General features: G+C 73.1%; 13 protein-coding genes. 8 read left to right on the top strand and 5 right to left on the bottom strand.

The window, feature by feature from the left end:
* Positions 1 to 39: 39 nt before the first annotated feature.
* Entirely contained in the window at positions 40 to 474 is a 435-nt protein-coding gene (locus tag IE244_RS19390; protein ID WP_191874806.1) for a DUF6643 family protein, read from the bottom strand.
* 294 nt (positions 475 to 768) lie between these two features.
* On the opposite strand from IE244_RS19390, the gene IE244_RS19385 reads away from it, so the two are divergent.
* Positions 769 to 2,085 (top strand): TerD family protein, encoded by a 1,317-nt coding sequence (locus IE244_RS19385; RefSeq protein WP_191875002.1) that lies wholly within the window; start codon positions 769 to 771, stop codon positions 2,083 to 2,085.
* A 6-nt stretch (positions 2,086 to 2,091) separates the two neighbouring features.
* Here the strand turns inward: IE244_RS19385 and IE244_RS19380 are convergent, their stop codons facing one another.
* On the bottom strand, positions 2,092 to 3,285 hold the full coding sequence (locus tag IE244_RS19380) for a glycosyltransferase (RefSeq protein WP_373305754.1): 1,194 nt from the start codon (positions 3,283 to 3,285) through the stop codon (positions 2,092 to 2,094).
* A 39-nt stretch (positions 3,286 to 3,324) separates the two neighbouring features.
* Here IE244_RS19380 and IE244_RS19375 point away from each other — a divergent pair, with 39 nt between their 5' ends.
* Together IE244_RS19375 and IE244_RS19370 are read left to right on the top strand one after the other, a co-directional pair.
* Complete coding sequence (locus tag IE244_RS19375) at positions 3,325 to 4,110, top strand: glutamate racemase (protein ID WP_191874804.1); 786 nt, start codon at positions 3,325 to 3,327, stop codon at positions 4,108 to 4,110.
* 107 nt (positions 4,111 to 4,217) lie between these two features.
* Positions 4,218 to 4,763, top strand: a complete 546-nt coding sequence (locus IE244_RS19370; protein ID WP_191874803.1) for a hypothetical protein — start codon at positions 4,218 to 4,220, stop codon at positions 4,761 to 4,763.
* A gap of 68 nt (positions 4,764 to 4,831) precedes the next feature.
* Here the strand turns inward: IE244_RS19370 and IE244_RS19365 are convergent, their stop codons facing one another.
* Positions 4,832 to 5,800 (bottom strand): O-antigen ligase family protein, encoded by a 969-nt coding sequence (locus IE244_RS19365; protein WP_191874802.1) that lies wholly within the window; start codon positions 5,798 to 5,800, stop codon positions 4,832 to 4,834.
* Positions 5,801 to 6,208: 408 nt separating this feature from the next.
* Here IE244_RS19365 and lnt point away from each other — a divergent pair, with 408 nt between their 5' ends.
* From lnt to IE244_RS19345, 4 genes are all read left to right on the top strand, one after another.
* A complete protein-coding gene (gene lnt / locus IE244_RS19360; RefSeq protein WP_191874801.1) occupies positions 6,209 to 7,819 on the top strand; it encodes an apolipoprotein N-acyltransferase in 1,611 nt (536 codons plus the stop codon).
* An 89-nt stretch (positions 7,820 to 7,908) separates the two neighbouring features.
* The gene (locus IE244_RS19355; protein WP_191874800.1) at positions 7,909 to 8,388 is read left to right on the top strand and encodes an NUDIX hydrolase; all 480 of its coding nucleotides are present in this window, start codon (positions 7,909 to 7,911) and stop codon (positions 8,386 to 8,388) included.
* Positions 8,389 to 8,442: 54 nt separating this feature from the next.
* Positions 8,443 to 9,258, top strand: coding sequence for a 3-hydroxybutyrate dehydrogenase (locus IE244_RS19350; RefSeq protein WP_191874799.1), 816 nt, complete (start codon positions 8,443 to 8,445; stop codon positions 9,256 to 9,258).
* Between the two features lie 77 nt (positions 9,259 to 9,335).
* Positions 9,336 to 11,255, top strand: coding sequence for a helix-turn-helix domain-containing protein (locus tag IE244_RS19345; protein ID WP_191874798.1), 1,920 nt, complete (start codon positions 9,336 to 9,338; stop codon positions 11,253 to 11,255).
* A gap of 62 nt (positions 11,256 to 11,317) precedes the next feature.
* On the opposite strand, the gene IE244_RS19340 is transcribed toward IE244_RS19345, so the two are convergent.
* A complete protein-coding gene (locus IE244_RS19340) occupies positions 11,318 to 12,703 on the bottom strand; it encodes an MFS transporter (protein WP_191874797.1) in 1,386 nt (461 codons plus the stop codon).
* Positions 12,704 to 13,074: 371 nt separating this feature from the next.
* A complete protein-coding gene (locus IE244_RS19335; protein ID WP_191874796.1) occupies positions 13,075 to 14,001 on the bottom strand; it encodes a LysR family transcriptional regulator in 927 nt (308 codons plus the stop codon).
* 137 nt (positions 14,002 to 14,138) lie between these two features.
* Between IE244_RS19335 and IE244_RS43175 the strand changes: the two genes are divergently transcribed.
* A complete protein-coding gene (locus tag IE244_RS43175) occupies positions 14,139 to 14,219 on the top strand; it encodes a putative leader peptide (protein WP_351611030.1) in 81 nt (26 codons plus the stop codon).
* Positions 14,220 to 14,275 lie beyond the last annotated feature (56 nt).

The following is a 14,275-nucleotide window of genomic DNA, read 5'->3' as shown; positions in this document are numbered from 1 at the left end:
CCATCGTGCCAGGTGGCACCGACAGCGCTGATGCGCCGGTCAGTAGCCGCGGTACTGCTGGTTGTACGGGTCCTGGTACGGGGCCGGCGCGGGCCGTGGCGCGGCCGGGCGCATCGCCTCGTATCCCGTGCCCATCCCCATCGGGCGCTGCTGCTGCGGGGCCTGCTGGCCGGGGTATCCCCGCGGGGCGCTCGCCTGCTGCGGGATGTAGGCCGTGGGCGCCTGCTGCAGCGGAGCGGGCTGCGGTGTCTGCGGATAGCCGTAGGCGGGGGCCTGCGGGGAGGGGGCCGCCGGGAGGGCGGGCAGTGCCGACGGCAGAGCGGGCAGGCTGCTGCCCGTGTCGTAGGCGGCGGGGACCCGGATCGGGGCGATCTGCGGGGTGCCACGCTCGGCCACGAGCGAGTCGTAGATCGGGGTGTCCGGGAAGGAGGCGGAGTAGTAGCCGCCACCATAAGTGGAGCGGGGGGAGGTCATGGCACATAAGTTAAGCCCACGATGTGCTCGTTGGGGAGACCGATAAGAGGGTTGTTTTCCGTGCCTGCAGTGACCGGGGATCCCCAATCCGAGCGAACTTGGCAAAAATGGACGTCGACCGACGGTCATATCCTGTAAAGGGCGAGCTCCTGGGGGGTTACCGCCAGTTGACCGGCGATCTCGCTGCGCCGGTCCTGGGAGTTCCCCGGACCCGGGAATAGGTTGTGCGGACAGGGATGATCTGGAACCGCCGGGGGTGCCCGGAGGCCGACACGGATGGGGGCGGACATGTCAATGTCGAAAGGGGCGAACACGCCGGTGCCGACCGCGGCCCTGCGCGTCGAACTGGGCTGGCGCTCGGCACCCGGGGTGCCTGACGCGGACGCCTCCGCGCTGCTGCTCGCCGCCGGAAAGGTCCGCTCCGACACCGACTTCGTCTTCTACAACCAGCCCGCCCACCCCTCCGGCGCGGTGCGCCACGAAGGCAAGAGGACGGCGGGCGCAGGCGTGACCGACATCCTCTCCGTCGACCTCGCGCGCGTGGAGGGCACGATCGAGCGGATCGTCCTCGCCGCCTCCGCCGACGGCGGGACCTTCGGCCAGGTCCCCGGCCTCTACATCGAGGTGACCGACACCGTGACCGGCCGTACGGTCGCCCGCTTCGACAGCCCGGGCGCGACCGTCGAGACGGCCTTCGTGCTCGGTGAGTTCTACCGCCGCCAGGGAGCGTGGAAATTCCGCGCCGTCGGCCAGGGCTACAGCAGCGGACTCGAAGGCCTCGCAACGGACTTCGGTATCACCGTGGACGAACCCCAGCACGCCGCACCGCGCACGGCGGCGATCCCGCTGACGGCGCCCCCGCCGCCCGTGACGGCCCCCGTGACGCCGCCGCCCCCGGTGACGGCCCCACCCCCGCCGCCCGCGACCCTGCCGCCCGCCCCCCTGGCCCCTCCCACGGCTCCTCCGCCCCCCACGCCCCAGCCGGTCCGCCTGTCCAAGGTGACCCTCACGAAGGCGGCGCCGTCCGTCTCGCTCGCCAAGCAGGGCGGCACCTCCGGAGCCATGCGGGTCAACCTCAACTGGCAGATGCGCAAACAGCTTTCCGGCTGGAGCAGGTGGGGAGGCGGGCAGGGAGACGTCGACCTCGACCTGTGCGCACTGTACGAACTCGCCGACGGCCGCAAAGGCGTCGTCCAGGCCCTCGGCAACGCCTTCGGGTCGCTGAACCGACCGCCGTACATCCACCTCGACGGCGACGACCGCACCGGTGCGACGGCGAGCGGCGAGAACCTCACCATCAACCTCGACCACACCCGGGACTTCCGGCGCATCCTCGTCTTCGTCACCATCTACGAAGGCGCCAGCTCCTTCGCCGACCTGCACGCCACCGTCACGCTCCAGCCGCAGCACGGCGCGCCGATCGACTTCTCGCTCGACGAGTGCACCGTCCCCTCCACGGTGTGCGCGCTCGCCCTGCTCACCAACACGGGCGGCGACCTCCTCGTGCAGCGCGAGGCGCGGTACCTGGTGCCGCAGCGCGGAGTGAGCCCGCAGCGGACGATAGACCGCGCCTACGACTGGGGTATGAACTGGACGCCCGGCCGCAAGTGACCGGGCTCAGCCCTCGTCGGGCACGGCGCCGGGACGCGCGTAGGTGCGGCCCTTCCAGGCCGCTCCACGCCCCCGGTGGTGCTGCACGGCCGAGTCGACCGTCATCAGCAGGTACAGCAGTGCGGTGAACGGCAGCAGCGGCGCGAGCCACGGCGGCTGCCGGTAGTAGCGCAGCATCGGCAGGTACGTCCCCGCCATCACCGCCCACGCCGCGGCCCCGGTGACCGCCGTCGCCGCCGCGCCGCCCGCCACCCCCGCGACGACCGCGGCGGGCGGTACCAGGTAGACCAGCGCGAGCCCGGCGACCGTACCCAGGAGCAGCAGCGGGTTGTGGCGCAACTGGGCGTAGGCGCTGCGCGAGACCATCCGCCACAGGTCGTGCAGCCGCGGATACGGCCGCACGCTGTCCACCCGGTCGGCCAGTCCCAGCCAGACGTGGCCGCCCGCGCTCTTCACCGCGCGCGCGAGCGCCACGTCGTCGATGACGGCGTGCCGGATGGCGTCCGGGATGCCCGCCTTCTCGGCCGTCCCGGCGCGCAGCAGGACACAGCCGCCCGCCGCCGCGGCCGTACGCGATCCCCTGCGGGCGACCCACCGGAAGGGATACAGCTGCGCGAAGAAGTAGACGAAGGCCGGGACGACCAGCCGCTCCCACACGCTCTCCACCCGCAGCCGCGCCATCTGCGACACCACGTCGAAGCCACCGGCATGGGCCGCCGTCACCAGTGCGCGCAGGCTGTCCGGCGCGTGCGCGATGTCCGCGTCCGTCAGCAGCAGGTACTCCGGGTCACGCACGCGCGCCAGGCCGATACCGTGCCGCACCGCCCACAGCTTGCCCGTCCAGCCCGCGGGCGGTTCGCCCGGCGCGCCCACGGTCAGCGGCAGCCCGCCGTGCCGCCGGGCCAGCTCGCGCGCCAGCTCCCCGGTGCCGTCGGTGCTCCCGTCGTCCACCAGGAACACCTCGGCCCGGCCCGGATAGTCCTGCGACAGCAGCGACGGCAGGCTCGCGGACAGCACGGCGGCCTCGTCGCGCGCCGGTACGACCACACACACCGACGGCCACGCGTCCGGTTCCCGGCGCGACGGCAGCCGCACGTCCGTGCGCCAGAAGAAGCCCTGGAACAGCAGCAGCCAGCACCAGGCCGCCAGCGACACGACGGTGATCCACAGCAGCGCGCTCACCCCCGCAGTCTGCCCCACCCCGAAGGGCCGCGAGGGCCGATCGTCTATCGTGGCCGGGTGAAGATCGCGCTCATGGACTCCGGAATCGGCCTGCTCCCCGCCGCCGCCGCGGTACGCCGGCTGCGGCCCGACGCGGATCTCGTGCTCTCCTGGGACCCCGACGGGATGCCCTGGGGGCCGCGCACCCCGCAGGACATCACGCAGCGGGCCATCGCCGTGGCCGAGGCCGCCGCCGCCCACCGGCCCGACGTCCTGATCGTCGCCTGCAACACCGCGTCCGTGCACTCCCTGCCGCAGATGCGGGCCCGCTTCGAGCCGGAGCTGCCGATCATCGGCACCGTCCCGGCGATCAAGCCGGCCGCGGCGGGCGGCGGCCATGTCGCGATCTGGGCCACGCCCGCCACCACGGGCAGCGCCTACCAGCGGAACCTGATCGAGCAGTTCGCCGCCGGAGTGGCCGTCACCGAGGTGGCCTGCCCCGGTCTCGCCGACGCGGTGCACCACGCGGACGAGGCCGCGATCGAGGCCGCCATCGCCTCGGCCGCCGCGCGCACCCCCGAGGACGTGACCACCGTCGTCCTGGGCTGCACCAACTACGAGCTGGTCGGCGAGCGCATCCGGGAGGCCGTCCAGCGGCCCGGCCGCCCGCCGCTCATGCTGCACGGCTCCGCCGGGGCGGTCGCCGCACAGGCCCTGCGCCGGATCGGAGCGGAGCCGGCCCCGGACGCCGTCGCCGACACCAGCCTCACGGTGCTGCTCAGCGGTCGCGAGGCCACGCTCCCGGACACGGCTCTGTCCTACGGGGAAGGCCGTTTCCTGCAGGCGGTCAGCCCCGTGCGCTGACCGGCCGCGCCACCGCGTACCGGGCCCGGATCCGCCCTGGCCCACTCGGGTCAGTCACCCTCCGCCATGCCCTACCCGCGCAGCGAAACCTGAGTAACCTCATAAACATGAGGGACCACCCCCAGGCCGACGACAGCCCGCACACCGACGTCTGGACCGGGCGGGCCACGAACCGGGTCCAGTGGCTGCTGGCGCTGGTCGGCGCGGCCTGCATGGCCCTCGGCATCGAGCTGGCGGTCGACTCGGCATGGACCTCCGGCGTCGCCCCGCTGGCGATGTCCGTCGTGGGCTGCATCGCCGCCGGCCTGCTGGTCCTCTTCGGCACGCTCGCCTTCGTGCACGTGGACCTCAAGCTCGACAAGGAGTCCGTCGAGATCCGTTGCGGCCACATGGGGCTGCCGCGCCGCCGCATCCCGCTGTCGCACGTGGCCGGCGCCGACTTCACCGCCCTGGTCACGCCGCGGCACTGGGGCGGCTGGGGTTATCGGTGGCGGCCCGAGATGGGTACCGCCGTCGTCGTACGCCGTGGTGAGGGCATCGTGCTGCGCCTGTGGGACGGCCACACCTTCACGATCACCGTGGACAACGCGGAGTCGGCGGTGCGGGTCATCAGGGCCCGACTGCGGACGACCGGCCGGGGCTCGGCCCGCTGAGTCCACGCGCCGCCCACCGGCGCGCGGCAGGGCACCGCTCAGAGCCGGGACGCGCCGGCCGGCACCGCTCAGATCCGGGGCTCCGCGCCGTCGCGCGCCCACGGCCGCGCCGTCGCCCACCCGGCGAGCAGCCCCGCGCCCACGGTCACCGTCGTGAAGCTGAGCGCGTTGCTCGTCGTGGCGCACACGGCCAGTGCCGTCAGCGCGGCGCCGGCGGTCAGGGCGACCGGGGTGGAGCGAGGGGAGCGCCAGAGCGCGTGCAGCACCCAGCAGAACGCGGCCACGACCAGGCAGACTCCGACGAGGCCCTGCTCCGCCGCCAGCTGCAGCAGGGCGGAGTGCGGTCTGCCGTCGGCGGACTGCGTCTGCGTCGTGCCGCCCAGCTCGCCGAACCGCCCCGGGCCGACCCCGAGCCCGTGGTTACGGCCCGCCAGCCGCAGGGCGTCGTGCCACAGCGCCACCCGGTGCCCGGTCAGCCGGCCTTCGAGGACGCCGGTGAGGCCGCCGGGCAGCACGTCCGCGGCGAGGGCCCAGGCCGTCCCGGCGGCCAGGGCCGCCGCCGCGGCCAGCCCCAGCAGGCACGTGCCCCGGCGGGACACCGAGCCCGCCGCGAGCGAAGACAGCAGCACGGCCGCACTCGCCACGCAACCGGCCGCCGACCCCAGTGCCGCGCCCGTCAGCACCATCGTGGTGGCCAGCACCCGCAGTACCAGACGCAGCCCCGGTACGGGCGTCGCCCAGGCGGCACAGCACGCGGCTCCCGTGGCCAGCGCCAGCAGAGCGGCCGTACCGCCGGCATGACCGAGCGGGGTGGCGTACCGGGGGCCGGCGGAGAGCGCGGGCAGTGCCAGGGCGAGCACGAGTCCGGCCGCCGCACCGGCGCAGGGCGCGGCCACCGGGAGCAGTGCCCCGGAGACCCGGCCCACGGCGTGACCGGCGGCCACGGCGAGCACCGCGAGCAGGACGCCCTCGGGTCGTCCGTCGTGGGCCGCCGCGGTGATCAGCGACCACGCGGCGCACGCACCGAGCAGGATCATGCCCGTGCCGTCAGAAACGTTTCGTCTGGTGTCGGCCGCGTCCGCGTCCACCCCGGCCGCGGGCCTCGTCCTGGTCGCCCCCACTGCCGCCCCTCGCCCCCGTCCCCGACGCCTGTCTGCGGCCACGGCCGGGCACGGCGCCGGATCCGGCCGCACCGCCGAGGCTGCGCACACCGTAGCGGCTGATGACCGGTTTGGACGAGATGCGACGGAACGGTTCTTTCCGTTCGGGTGCCCGGAGCGGGTCCCGGTGCCGGTGCCGGAGGCGGGGAGGTCCGGCCGGGGACGGCCCGGAGGCGTCGGCGGGCCGGGGAGGGCGGCGACCAGGGACGACCGCGGGCGGCGGCCCGGTGCCGGCCCTCGTACCGTGCTGTCGGCGGCACAGTCCACGGCCGTACACTCACCCGGGTGACCGTCACCGCAACTTCCGTGGACCAGCCGGACCAGCTCCAGCCGCCTTCCCCCTCCGGCGTGCGCGGCGGCCGGCTGCAGCGCCTGGTCCCGGCCGTCGCCTCCGCGCTCTGCGGAGTGCTGCTCTACGTCAGTTTCCCGCCGCGCCCCCTGTGGTGGCTGGCGCTGCCCGCCTTCGCCGGATTCGGCTGGGTGCTGCGCGGTCGTGGCTGGAAGGCGGCCCTCGGCCTCGGCTACCTCTTCGGGCTCGGCTTCCTGCTGCCCCTGCTGGTGTGGACCGGCGTGGAGGTCGGTCCCGGTCCCTGGCTGGCCCTCGTCGCCATCGAGGCGGTCTTCATCGCGTTGGTCGGTGTCGGCGTCGCCGCCGTCTCCAGGCTGCCCGCCTGGCCGGTGTGGGCGGCCGCCGTCTGGATCGCGGCCGAGGCGGTACGCGCGCGCGTGCCCTTTCGCGGCTTTCCCTGGGGCAAGGTCGCGTTCGGGCAGGCGGACGGCGTCTTCCTTCCCCTCGCCGCGGTGGGCGGTACGCCCGTACTCGGCTTCGCGGTCGTGCTGTGTGGATTCGGCCTGTACGAGGCCGGCCGGCTGATCGCCGAGCGGCGCCGGACGCGTGCCGTGCGGCGCGGGGCCGCGGCCGCCGCACTGCTCAGCGTGGCCGTTCCGGTGGCGGGTGCGGTCGCCGCCCGCACCCTGGTCAGCGACAAGGCCGAGGACGGCACGAGGACCGTCGCGGTCATCCAGGGCAACGTGCCGCGCTCCGGGCTGGAGTTCAGCGCCCAGCGGCGGGCCGTGCTCGACTACCACGTGCGCGAGACGCTCAGGCTCGCCGCCGACATCAAGGCGGGCAAGGCCCCGAAGCCCGACTACGTGCTGTGGCCGGAGAACTCCTCCGACATCGACCCCTACACCAACCCCGACGCGGCCGCCGTCATCGAGGGCGCGGCCAAGGCGGTCGGCGTGCCCGTCTCGGTCGGCGCCGTCGTCGAGAAGGACGGCAAGCTGCTCAACGAGCAGATCCTGTGGGACCCGGTCAAGGGGCCGACGCAGACCTACGACAAGCGGCAGATCCAGCCGTTCGGCGAGTACCTCCCGCTGCGCGGGCTCGTCGGCGCGGTCAACAAGAACTGGACCGGTATGGTCCGCCAGGACTTCAGCCGGGGCAGCGAGCCGGGCGTCTTCGACATCGACGGTGCCAAGGTCGGCCTCGCCACCTGCTACGAGGCCGCCTTCGACTGGGCGGTGCGGGACACGGTCACCCACGGCGCGGAGATGATCTCCGTACCGAGCAACAACGCGACCTTCGACCGCAGCGAGATGACCTACCAGCAGCTGGCCATGTCCCGGATCCGCGCCGTCGAGCACAGCCGCACGGTGACCGTGCCGGTGACCAGCGGCGTGAGCGCGGTCATCATGCCGGACGGCGAGATCACCCGGAAGACCGGCATGTTCGTGCCCGCCTACCTCGTGCAGAAGGTGCCGCTGCGCACCTCGAAGACCCCGGCGACCGAGCTGGGCATCCTCCCCGAGATCGGCCTGGTGCTCGTCGCCGCGGGCGGGATCGGCTGGGCGGTCGGGTCGGGGCTGCGCCGTCGGCGCGCCGACGGCGTGTAGCCGTACGACCGGCGTACGCCCTCCGAAAGGGCGTGTGCGCGCACCGAACCGCCAGGAGGGCGCGGGCCCGGCCGGTTAGGGTCGGGCCCATGGCTACTCCCGACTTCATCCGCACGCTCCGGGCCTCGGCCGGCCGGCGGCTGCTCTGGCTCCCCGGGGTCACCGCGATCGTCTTCGACGACGAGGGCAGGGTGCTCCTGGGCCGGCGGTCCGACACCCGCAAGTGGTCGGTGATCGGCGGCATCCCGGAGCCGGGAGAGCAGCCCGCGGCCTGTGCCGTGCGGGAGGTCTTCGAGGAGACGGCCGTGCACTGCGTGCCCGAGCGGGTCGTCCTCGTCCAGGCCCTGGATCCGGTCACCTACCCCAACGGCGACCAGTGCCAGTACATGGACATCACCCTCCGCTGCCGGGCCGTGGGCGGCGAGGCCCGGGTCAACGACGACGAGTCCCTGGACGTGGGCTGGTTCGAGGTGGACGCGCTGCCTGATCTCCATGAGTTCGGCCGCTTTCGGATCAAGCAGGCCATGTCCGAGGCACCCACATGGTTTGACCCTATGACTGGGGGCTGAAGTATGGGTCGCGACCATATGTGGTGACGGTTGGGGGCCGCTTAGGGTCGGCACATGATCTCGCCCAGCCATCCGCCCGGCCTTCGCCCGCAGCCCCCCACCCTGGACCTCGGCGGTCGCACCGCCCTCGTCACCGGTGCCGCCGGCGGCATCGGCCGCGCCTGTGCGCTGCGGCTCGCCGCCGCCGGTGCACGGGTACGCGCCGTCGACCGGGACGAGACCGGGCTGGCCGAGCTCGCCCAGCAGGCGGAGCGGACCGGGCACCTCGCGGGGACCGTCGTACCGCATGTCGTGGACCTCACCGACCTGGACGCCGCCGAACGCGCCGCCGCCGGCATCGACGTGCTGGTCAACAACGCCGGGCTGCAACTGGTGCGCCCGCTCCAGGAGTTCCCGCCCGAGGTCTTCCACACCGTGCTGACCGTGATGCTGGAGGCACCGTTCCGCCTCATCCGCGGTGCCCTGCCGCACATGTACGCACAGGGCTGGGGCCGCATCGTCAATGTGTCCTCCGTCCATGGGCTGCGCGCCTCCGCTTTCAAGTCCGCCTATGTGGCCGCCAAACACGGGCTTGAGGGCCTGTCGAAGACGGCCGCCCTCGAAGGCGCCGCCCATGGGGTGACCTCGAACTGTGTCAACCCGGCCTATGTGCGCACGCCCCTGGTGGAGAAGCAGATCGCCGACCAGGCGCAGGCGCACGGCATCCCCGAGGAGCGGGTGCTGTCCGAGGTCCTGCTGAAGGACAGCGCGGTCCGGCGGCTCATCGAACCGGAGGAGGTCGCCGAGGCCGTGGCCTACCTGTGCAGCCCGCAGGCGTCCTTCGTCACCGGCACCTCGCTGGTGCTCGACGGCGGCTGGACGGCCCACTGAAGATGCCCGGCGGCGCCCGGCCGGGGAGTTTTCCACAGGCCTGACGGACCGGCCGGTCGATGCGGAATCCTGTGACCATGTCTCGCGATCACGTTCAGTCGGCACCCAGCGGCAGCGCCGAGGCTCCCTACCTCGAACTGCTGGCCCGCGACGCCTCCGCGGAGGCGTACGAGCAGCCGGTGCTGCTCGCCCGCGCCGAGGACAGACCGGCCGAGGCGATCGCCGCCCTGGAACAGGCCAAGCTGCTCGCCCTGCGCGTCCGGGCGGAGCTGGAGGGACGCCGGCGCCGCGAGGCCGAGCTGTCCGCGCTCTTCGAGACCGCCCACGACCTCGCGGGCCTGCGCGATCTGGACGCCGTCCTGCAGGCCATCGTGCAGCGCGCCCGCTCCCTGCTCGGTACGGACGTCGCCTACCTCACCCTGAACGACGCGGCGCGCGGTGACACGTACATGCGGGTCACGGAGGGTTCCGTCTCGGCCCGCTTCCAGCAGCTGCGCCTGGGCATGGGCGAGGGTCTCGGCGGACTGGTCGCCCAGACGACCCGGCCGTACGTCACGGACGACTACTTCAAGGACGCCCGCTTCCAGCACACCCTCACCATCGACGCCGGCGTCCGTGACGAGGGCCTGGTCGCCATCCTCGGCGTCCCCCTCATGCTCGGGCCGCACGTCATCGGCGTCCTCTTCGCCGCCGACCGCAGGGAACGGGTCTTCGAACGCGCGCAGATCGCCCTGCTCGGCTCCTTCGCCGCGCTCGCCGCGGCGGCGATCGACACCGCCCATCTGCTCACCGAGACCCGCGCGGCCCTGGCCGGCCTGGAGCACGCCAACGAGATCATCCGGGACCGCAGCGCCGTCATCGAGCGCGCCTCCGACGTCCACGACCGGCTCGCCGAACTCGTCCTGCGCGGCGGCGGTGTGCACGACGTGGCCGCGGCCGTCTCCGAAGTCCTCGACGGCACCGTCGAGTTCACCGAGGCCGGCGCGGCACCCGCGGACGCGCTGGAGGAGTCCCGCGCCGAGGGACACGCCGTACGGCACGGTAGCGACTGGATCGCCGCGGTGGCCGCCGGCGGCGAACTCCTGGGCGCGCTGGTCCTGCGCGGACACCCCGGCCTCGACCCCGTCGACCAGCGCACCCTGGAGCGCGCGGCGATGGTCACCTCGCTCCTGCTGCTCGCCCGCCGCTCGGCGGCCGAGGCCGAGCAGCGCGTACGCGGGGAGCTGCTGGACGACCTGCTCGACGCCCGCGACCGGGATCCGCGCCTGCTGCGCGAACGCGCCGCCCGGCTGCACGCCGACCTGGACGCCACCCATGTCGTGCTCGCCGCCCGGCTCGACGGCCCGGCCGGCGACGCCGACGAGGAGGCCGCGGCCCGCCGTCGCCTGTGGTCGGCCGCCTCCCACCTCGCCGCGACCCGGCACGGCCTGGCCGCCGCACGCGACGGCGGCACCGTCCTGCTGCTGCCGCTCGCCACCGACGGCACCGCCACGGAGGTGGCCCGCCGCACGGCCCGCCATCTGGGCACGGCCGTCCACCAGCCCGTCACGGTCGGCGCCTCGGCCCCGGTCACCGACCTCACCGCCCACCCCGAGACCATCGCCGCCGCCTACGCCGAGGGCCGTCGCTGCCTGGACGCGCTGCACCTGCTGGGCCGGGCCGGGGACGGTGCGGCGGCCGAGGACTTCGGCTTCCTCGGGCTGCTCCTCGCGGGCGACCGGGACGTCGCCGGCTTCGTCGACCGCACGATCGGCCCGGTCGTGTCCTACGACGAGCGACGCGGTACGGAGCTGCTGCGCACCCTGGACGCCTACTTCGCCTGTGGGATGAGTCCCGCCCGCACCAAGGACGCCCTGCACGTCCACGTGAACACGGTCGCCCAACGGCTGGAGCGGGTCGGGCGGCTGCTGGGGGAGGACTGGCAGACCCCGGCCCGCGCCCTGGAACTCCAACTGGCCCTGCGACTGCACCGGTTGGCGGCCCCGGACAGACGCTGACCCCCGTACGGGAGCTGCCGTACGGGGGTTTGGGGGCGGGGGTCGGGGTCCGGGATTCCCGGTCAGGCCGTCCGTGCCGTCGCGGCCGCTCCCGCACCGGCGGACGCGCCGTCCCCCTCCTCTACGCGGGCGAGGTCGCGGTGCCGCGTCTCCCGTGCCACGCCCACGGCGACCAGGGTCAGCACGGCGGCGGCGATCACGTACAGGGCGATCGGGGTGGAGCTGCCGTAGTCGTCGAGCAGCGCGGTGGCGATCAGCGGGGCCGGCGCGCCCGCCGCCACGGAGGCGAACTGGGCGCCGATGGACGCGCCCGAGTACCGCATCCGGGTGGCGAACATCTCGGCGAAGAAGGCGGCCTGAGGCGCGTACATGGCGCCGTGCAGCACGAGCCCGACGGTCACGGCCAGGATCAGGGACCCGAACGACCCGGTGTCCGTGAGTGAGAAGAACGGGAACATCCACAGCCCGACACCGGCCGCGCCGAACAGGTACACCGGCCGCCGGCCGATCCGGTCGGACAGCGCACCCCAGGCCGGGATCACGGCGAAGTGCACGGCGGAGCCGATGAGCACGGCGTTGAGCGCGGTCTGCTTGGAGACGCCGGCCGAGGTGGTGGCGTAGACGAGGATGAAGGCGGTGATGACGTAGTAGCTGATGTTCTCGGCCATGCGGGCGCCCATCGCCACCAGCACGTCCCGCCAGTGATGCCGCAGCACGGAGACGATCGGCAACCGCTCCGTCTCGCTCTTCGCCTCCGCGCGCCGGGCCTCGGCCCGCTCCAGCGCCTCCTTGAAGACGGGCGACTCGTCGACGGACAGCCGAATCCACAGACCGATGAGCACGAGGACGCCGGAGAGCAGGAACGGGATCCGCCAGCCCCATCGTCCGAAGGCGTCGTCGGACAGCACGGCGGTCAGCAGCGAGAGCACACCGGTCGCGAGCAACTGCCCCGCCGGAGCGCCGGTCTGCGGCCACGAGGCCCAGAACCCGCGCCGCCGCGCGTCCCCGTGCTCCGACACCAGCAGGACGGCACCGCCCCACTCGCCGCCGAGCGCGAAGCCCTGGACCAGCCGCAGCAAAGTGAGCAGCACGGGTGCGGCGGCCCCGACGGTGGCGTGCGTGGGCAACAGCCCGATGGCGAACGTCGCCCCGCCCATCATCAGCAGGCTCAGCACGAGCAGCTTCTTCCGCCCCAGCCGGTCACCGTAGTGCCCGAACACGAGCGCTCCCAACGGGCGGGCCGCGAACCCGACGGCATACGTCAGGAACGACAGCAGCGTCCCGACGAGCGGGTCGGAGCCCGGAAAGAACAGCTTGTTGAACACGAGCGCGGCGGCCGAGCCGTAGAGGAAGAAGTCGTACCACTCGATGGTGGTGCCGATGAGGCTGGCGGCGACGATGCGGGGGAGGCTGGACGGGGCTGGTGGAGCGGTTACGGGCGACGACATCGGCACCACTTCCTGGCGTTGAACGGGGACGTTTGCGTGTCGCCACACCGTAGGAACGTGCAGGTCAGAGGCGTATGTGGTGGGACACCATAGTTTTAGGCGTGGGAGTGCGTGCGTCCCCCATGGGCGCGCTGCCAGGGCCTCGGTGACGGCCGCAATGAGGCCGCGAAGGGCGCTGCCCGAGTTGCGTTGTCCGGGCATGAGGCGGCGGTCCTCGAATGCCCGAAAGGCGGCCGCCGCAGCATGGGCCGTCGCGTGTGCGTGACGCGAGGGAAGGGGCAGTGTGGACCGCACCGATCCGGGCCGCCAGGAGACGGGAGAGCGTGGTCTTGCCGGTGCCGGGCAGGCCGCCCATTACGATGGGCGCAGGGTCATCCCTCCGTCAACCGTCGCGAAGAAGCGCCGCACGCCTGGGCGTTGCGCACGAAGAGCTCGTGCAGGTCGCGGACCGCCCGCGGAACGGAACCGGATGGGCGGCGCTGCAGTACCAGCAGTACGTCGGTCGCATCCCCCGCGAGCGGCCGCACAGTGATCGCGCCGCGTCGCTCCAGCGGGTCGCCGAGGACGCTGAAGTCCGGCAGCACCGTGGCCCCCAGACCCTCGGCCACCATCAGTTTGCCCATCTCCGCCCCGTCGGTGGAGTACGAGAAGGACGGAGTCCGGCTGCGGAGCAGCCGGTGCACGAAACGGTGCATCACATAGCCGGACCGCATCACGACCAGCGGCTCGGCCAGGAGACTGTCCGCGTCCACCGCCTCCAGGGCCGCCAGCGGACTGTCCGGACGCACGCACACCACCGGCCGGCCGCAGAGCAGCTCCGTCGTCTCGAAGCCGGGCGGAATGTCGTCGCCCCGGAGGTAGTTCACCAGTCCCAGGTCGAAGGCGCCCTCCAACAGGCCGCGGTGGATGTCGGCCTGCTGCGCGCCGACCAACTCCACCTGGGTGACCGGGTGCGAGGCCCGGAACTCGCGCACGGTCGGGATGACCAGCGGCACGGTAGCCGTGTTCACCGTGCCGAGTCGGACCATGCGGCTGATGCGGTGCTGGTCGCCGGCCGCGCCGCGCAGCCGGTCGACCGCGTCCAGCACGCTCATGATGTGCGGCAGCAGCTCGCGCCCCTCGTCGCTGATCTTCGCCCCGGACCGCTTGCGCTCCAGCAGGTCCACGCCGAGCTCGCGCTCCAGATTGCGTACGGTCTCGCTGAGCGCCGGCTGGGACAGGTGCAGTTCCTCGGCGGCGCGCCGCAGCGAACCGAGCCGTGTGACGGCGGCGATGTATTCGAGCTGTTCGATACGCACGAACAGGAGACTGCGCCCTCCCGAGACCGGGTTCAAGGGAATCCCTGTCACAACCTCGTGAATACCGACTCTCACCATGTGGAATCACATCCGGGCATTCTTGACCGGCCGGACTCCCTCCTGGTTCGATCGATGGCATGAAGCGACAGGACCTCACGCGGCGACTCCACGTCGACCTTGCGCGTGTTTCCAGCGCCTTCTGTCGCTGTCGGGTCTGAGCGCGCCCGAGGGAAACCCTCCCACCCGCTCCCTCTGTGACTTCCTTCCGTGAATT

The sequence above is a fragment of the Streptomyces filipinensis genome (genome assembly GCF_014649495.1).
In the GTDB taxonomy this organism is placed as follows: Bacteria; Actinomycetota; Actinomycetes; order Streptomycetales; family Streptomycetaceae; genus Streptomyces; species Streptomyces filipinensis.
Note: the sequence above shows the minus strand (reverse complement) of the source record. Positions and strands in the feature narration are given on the sequence as shown.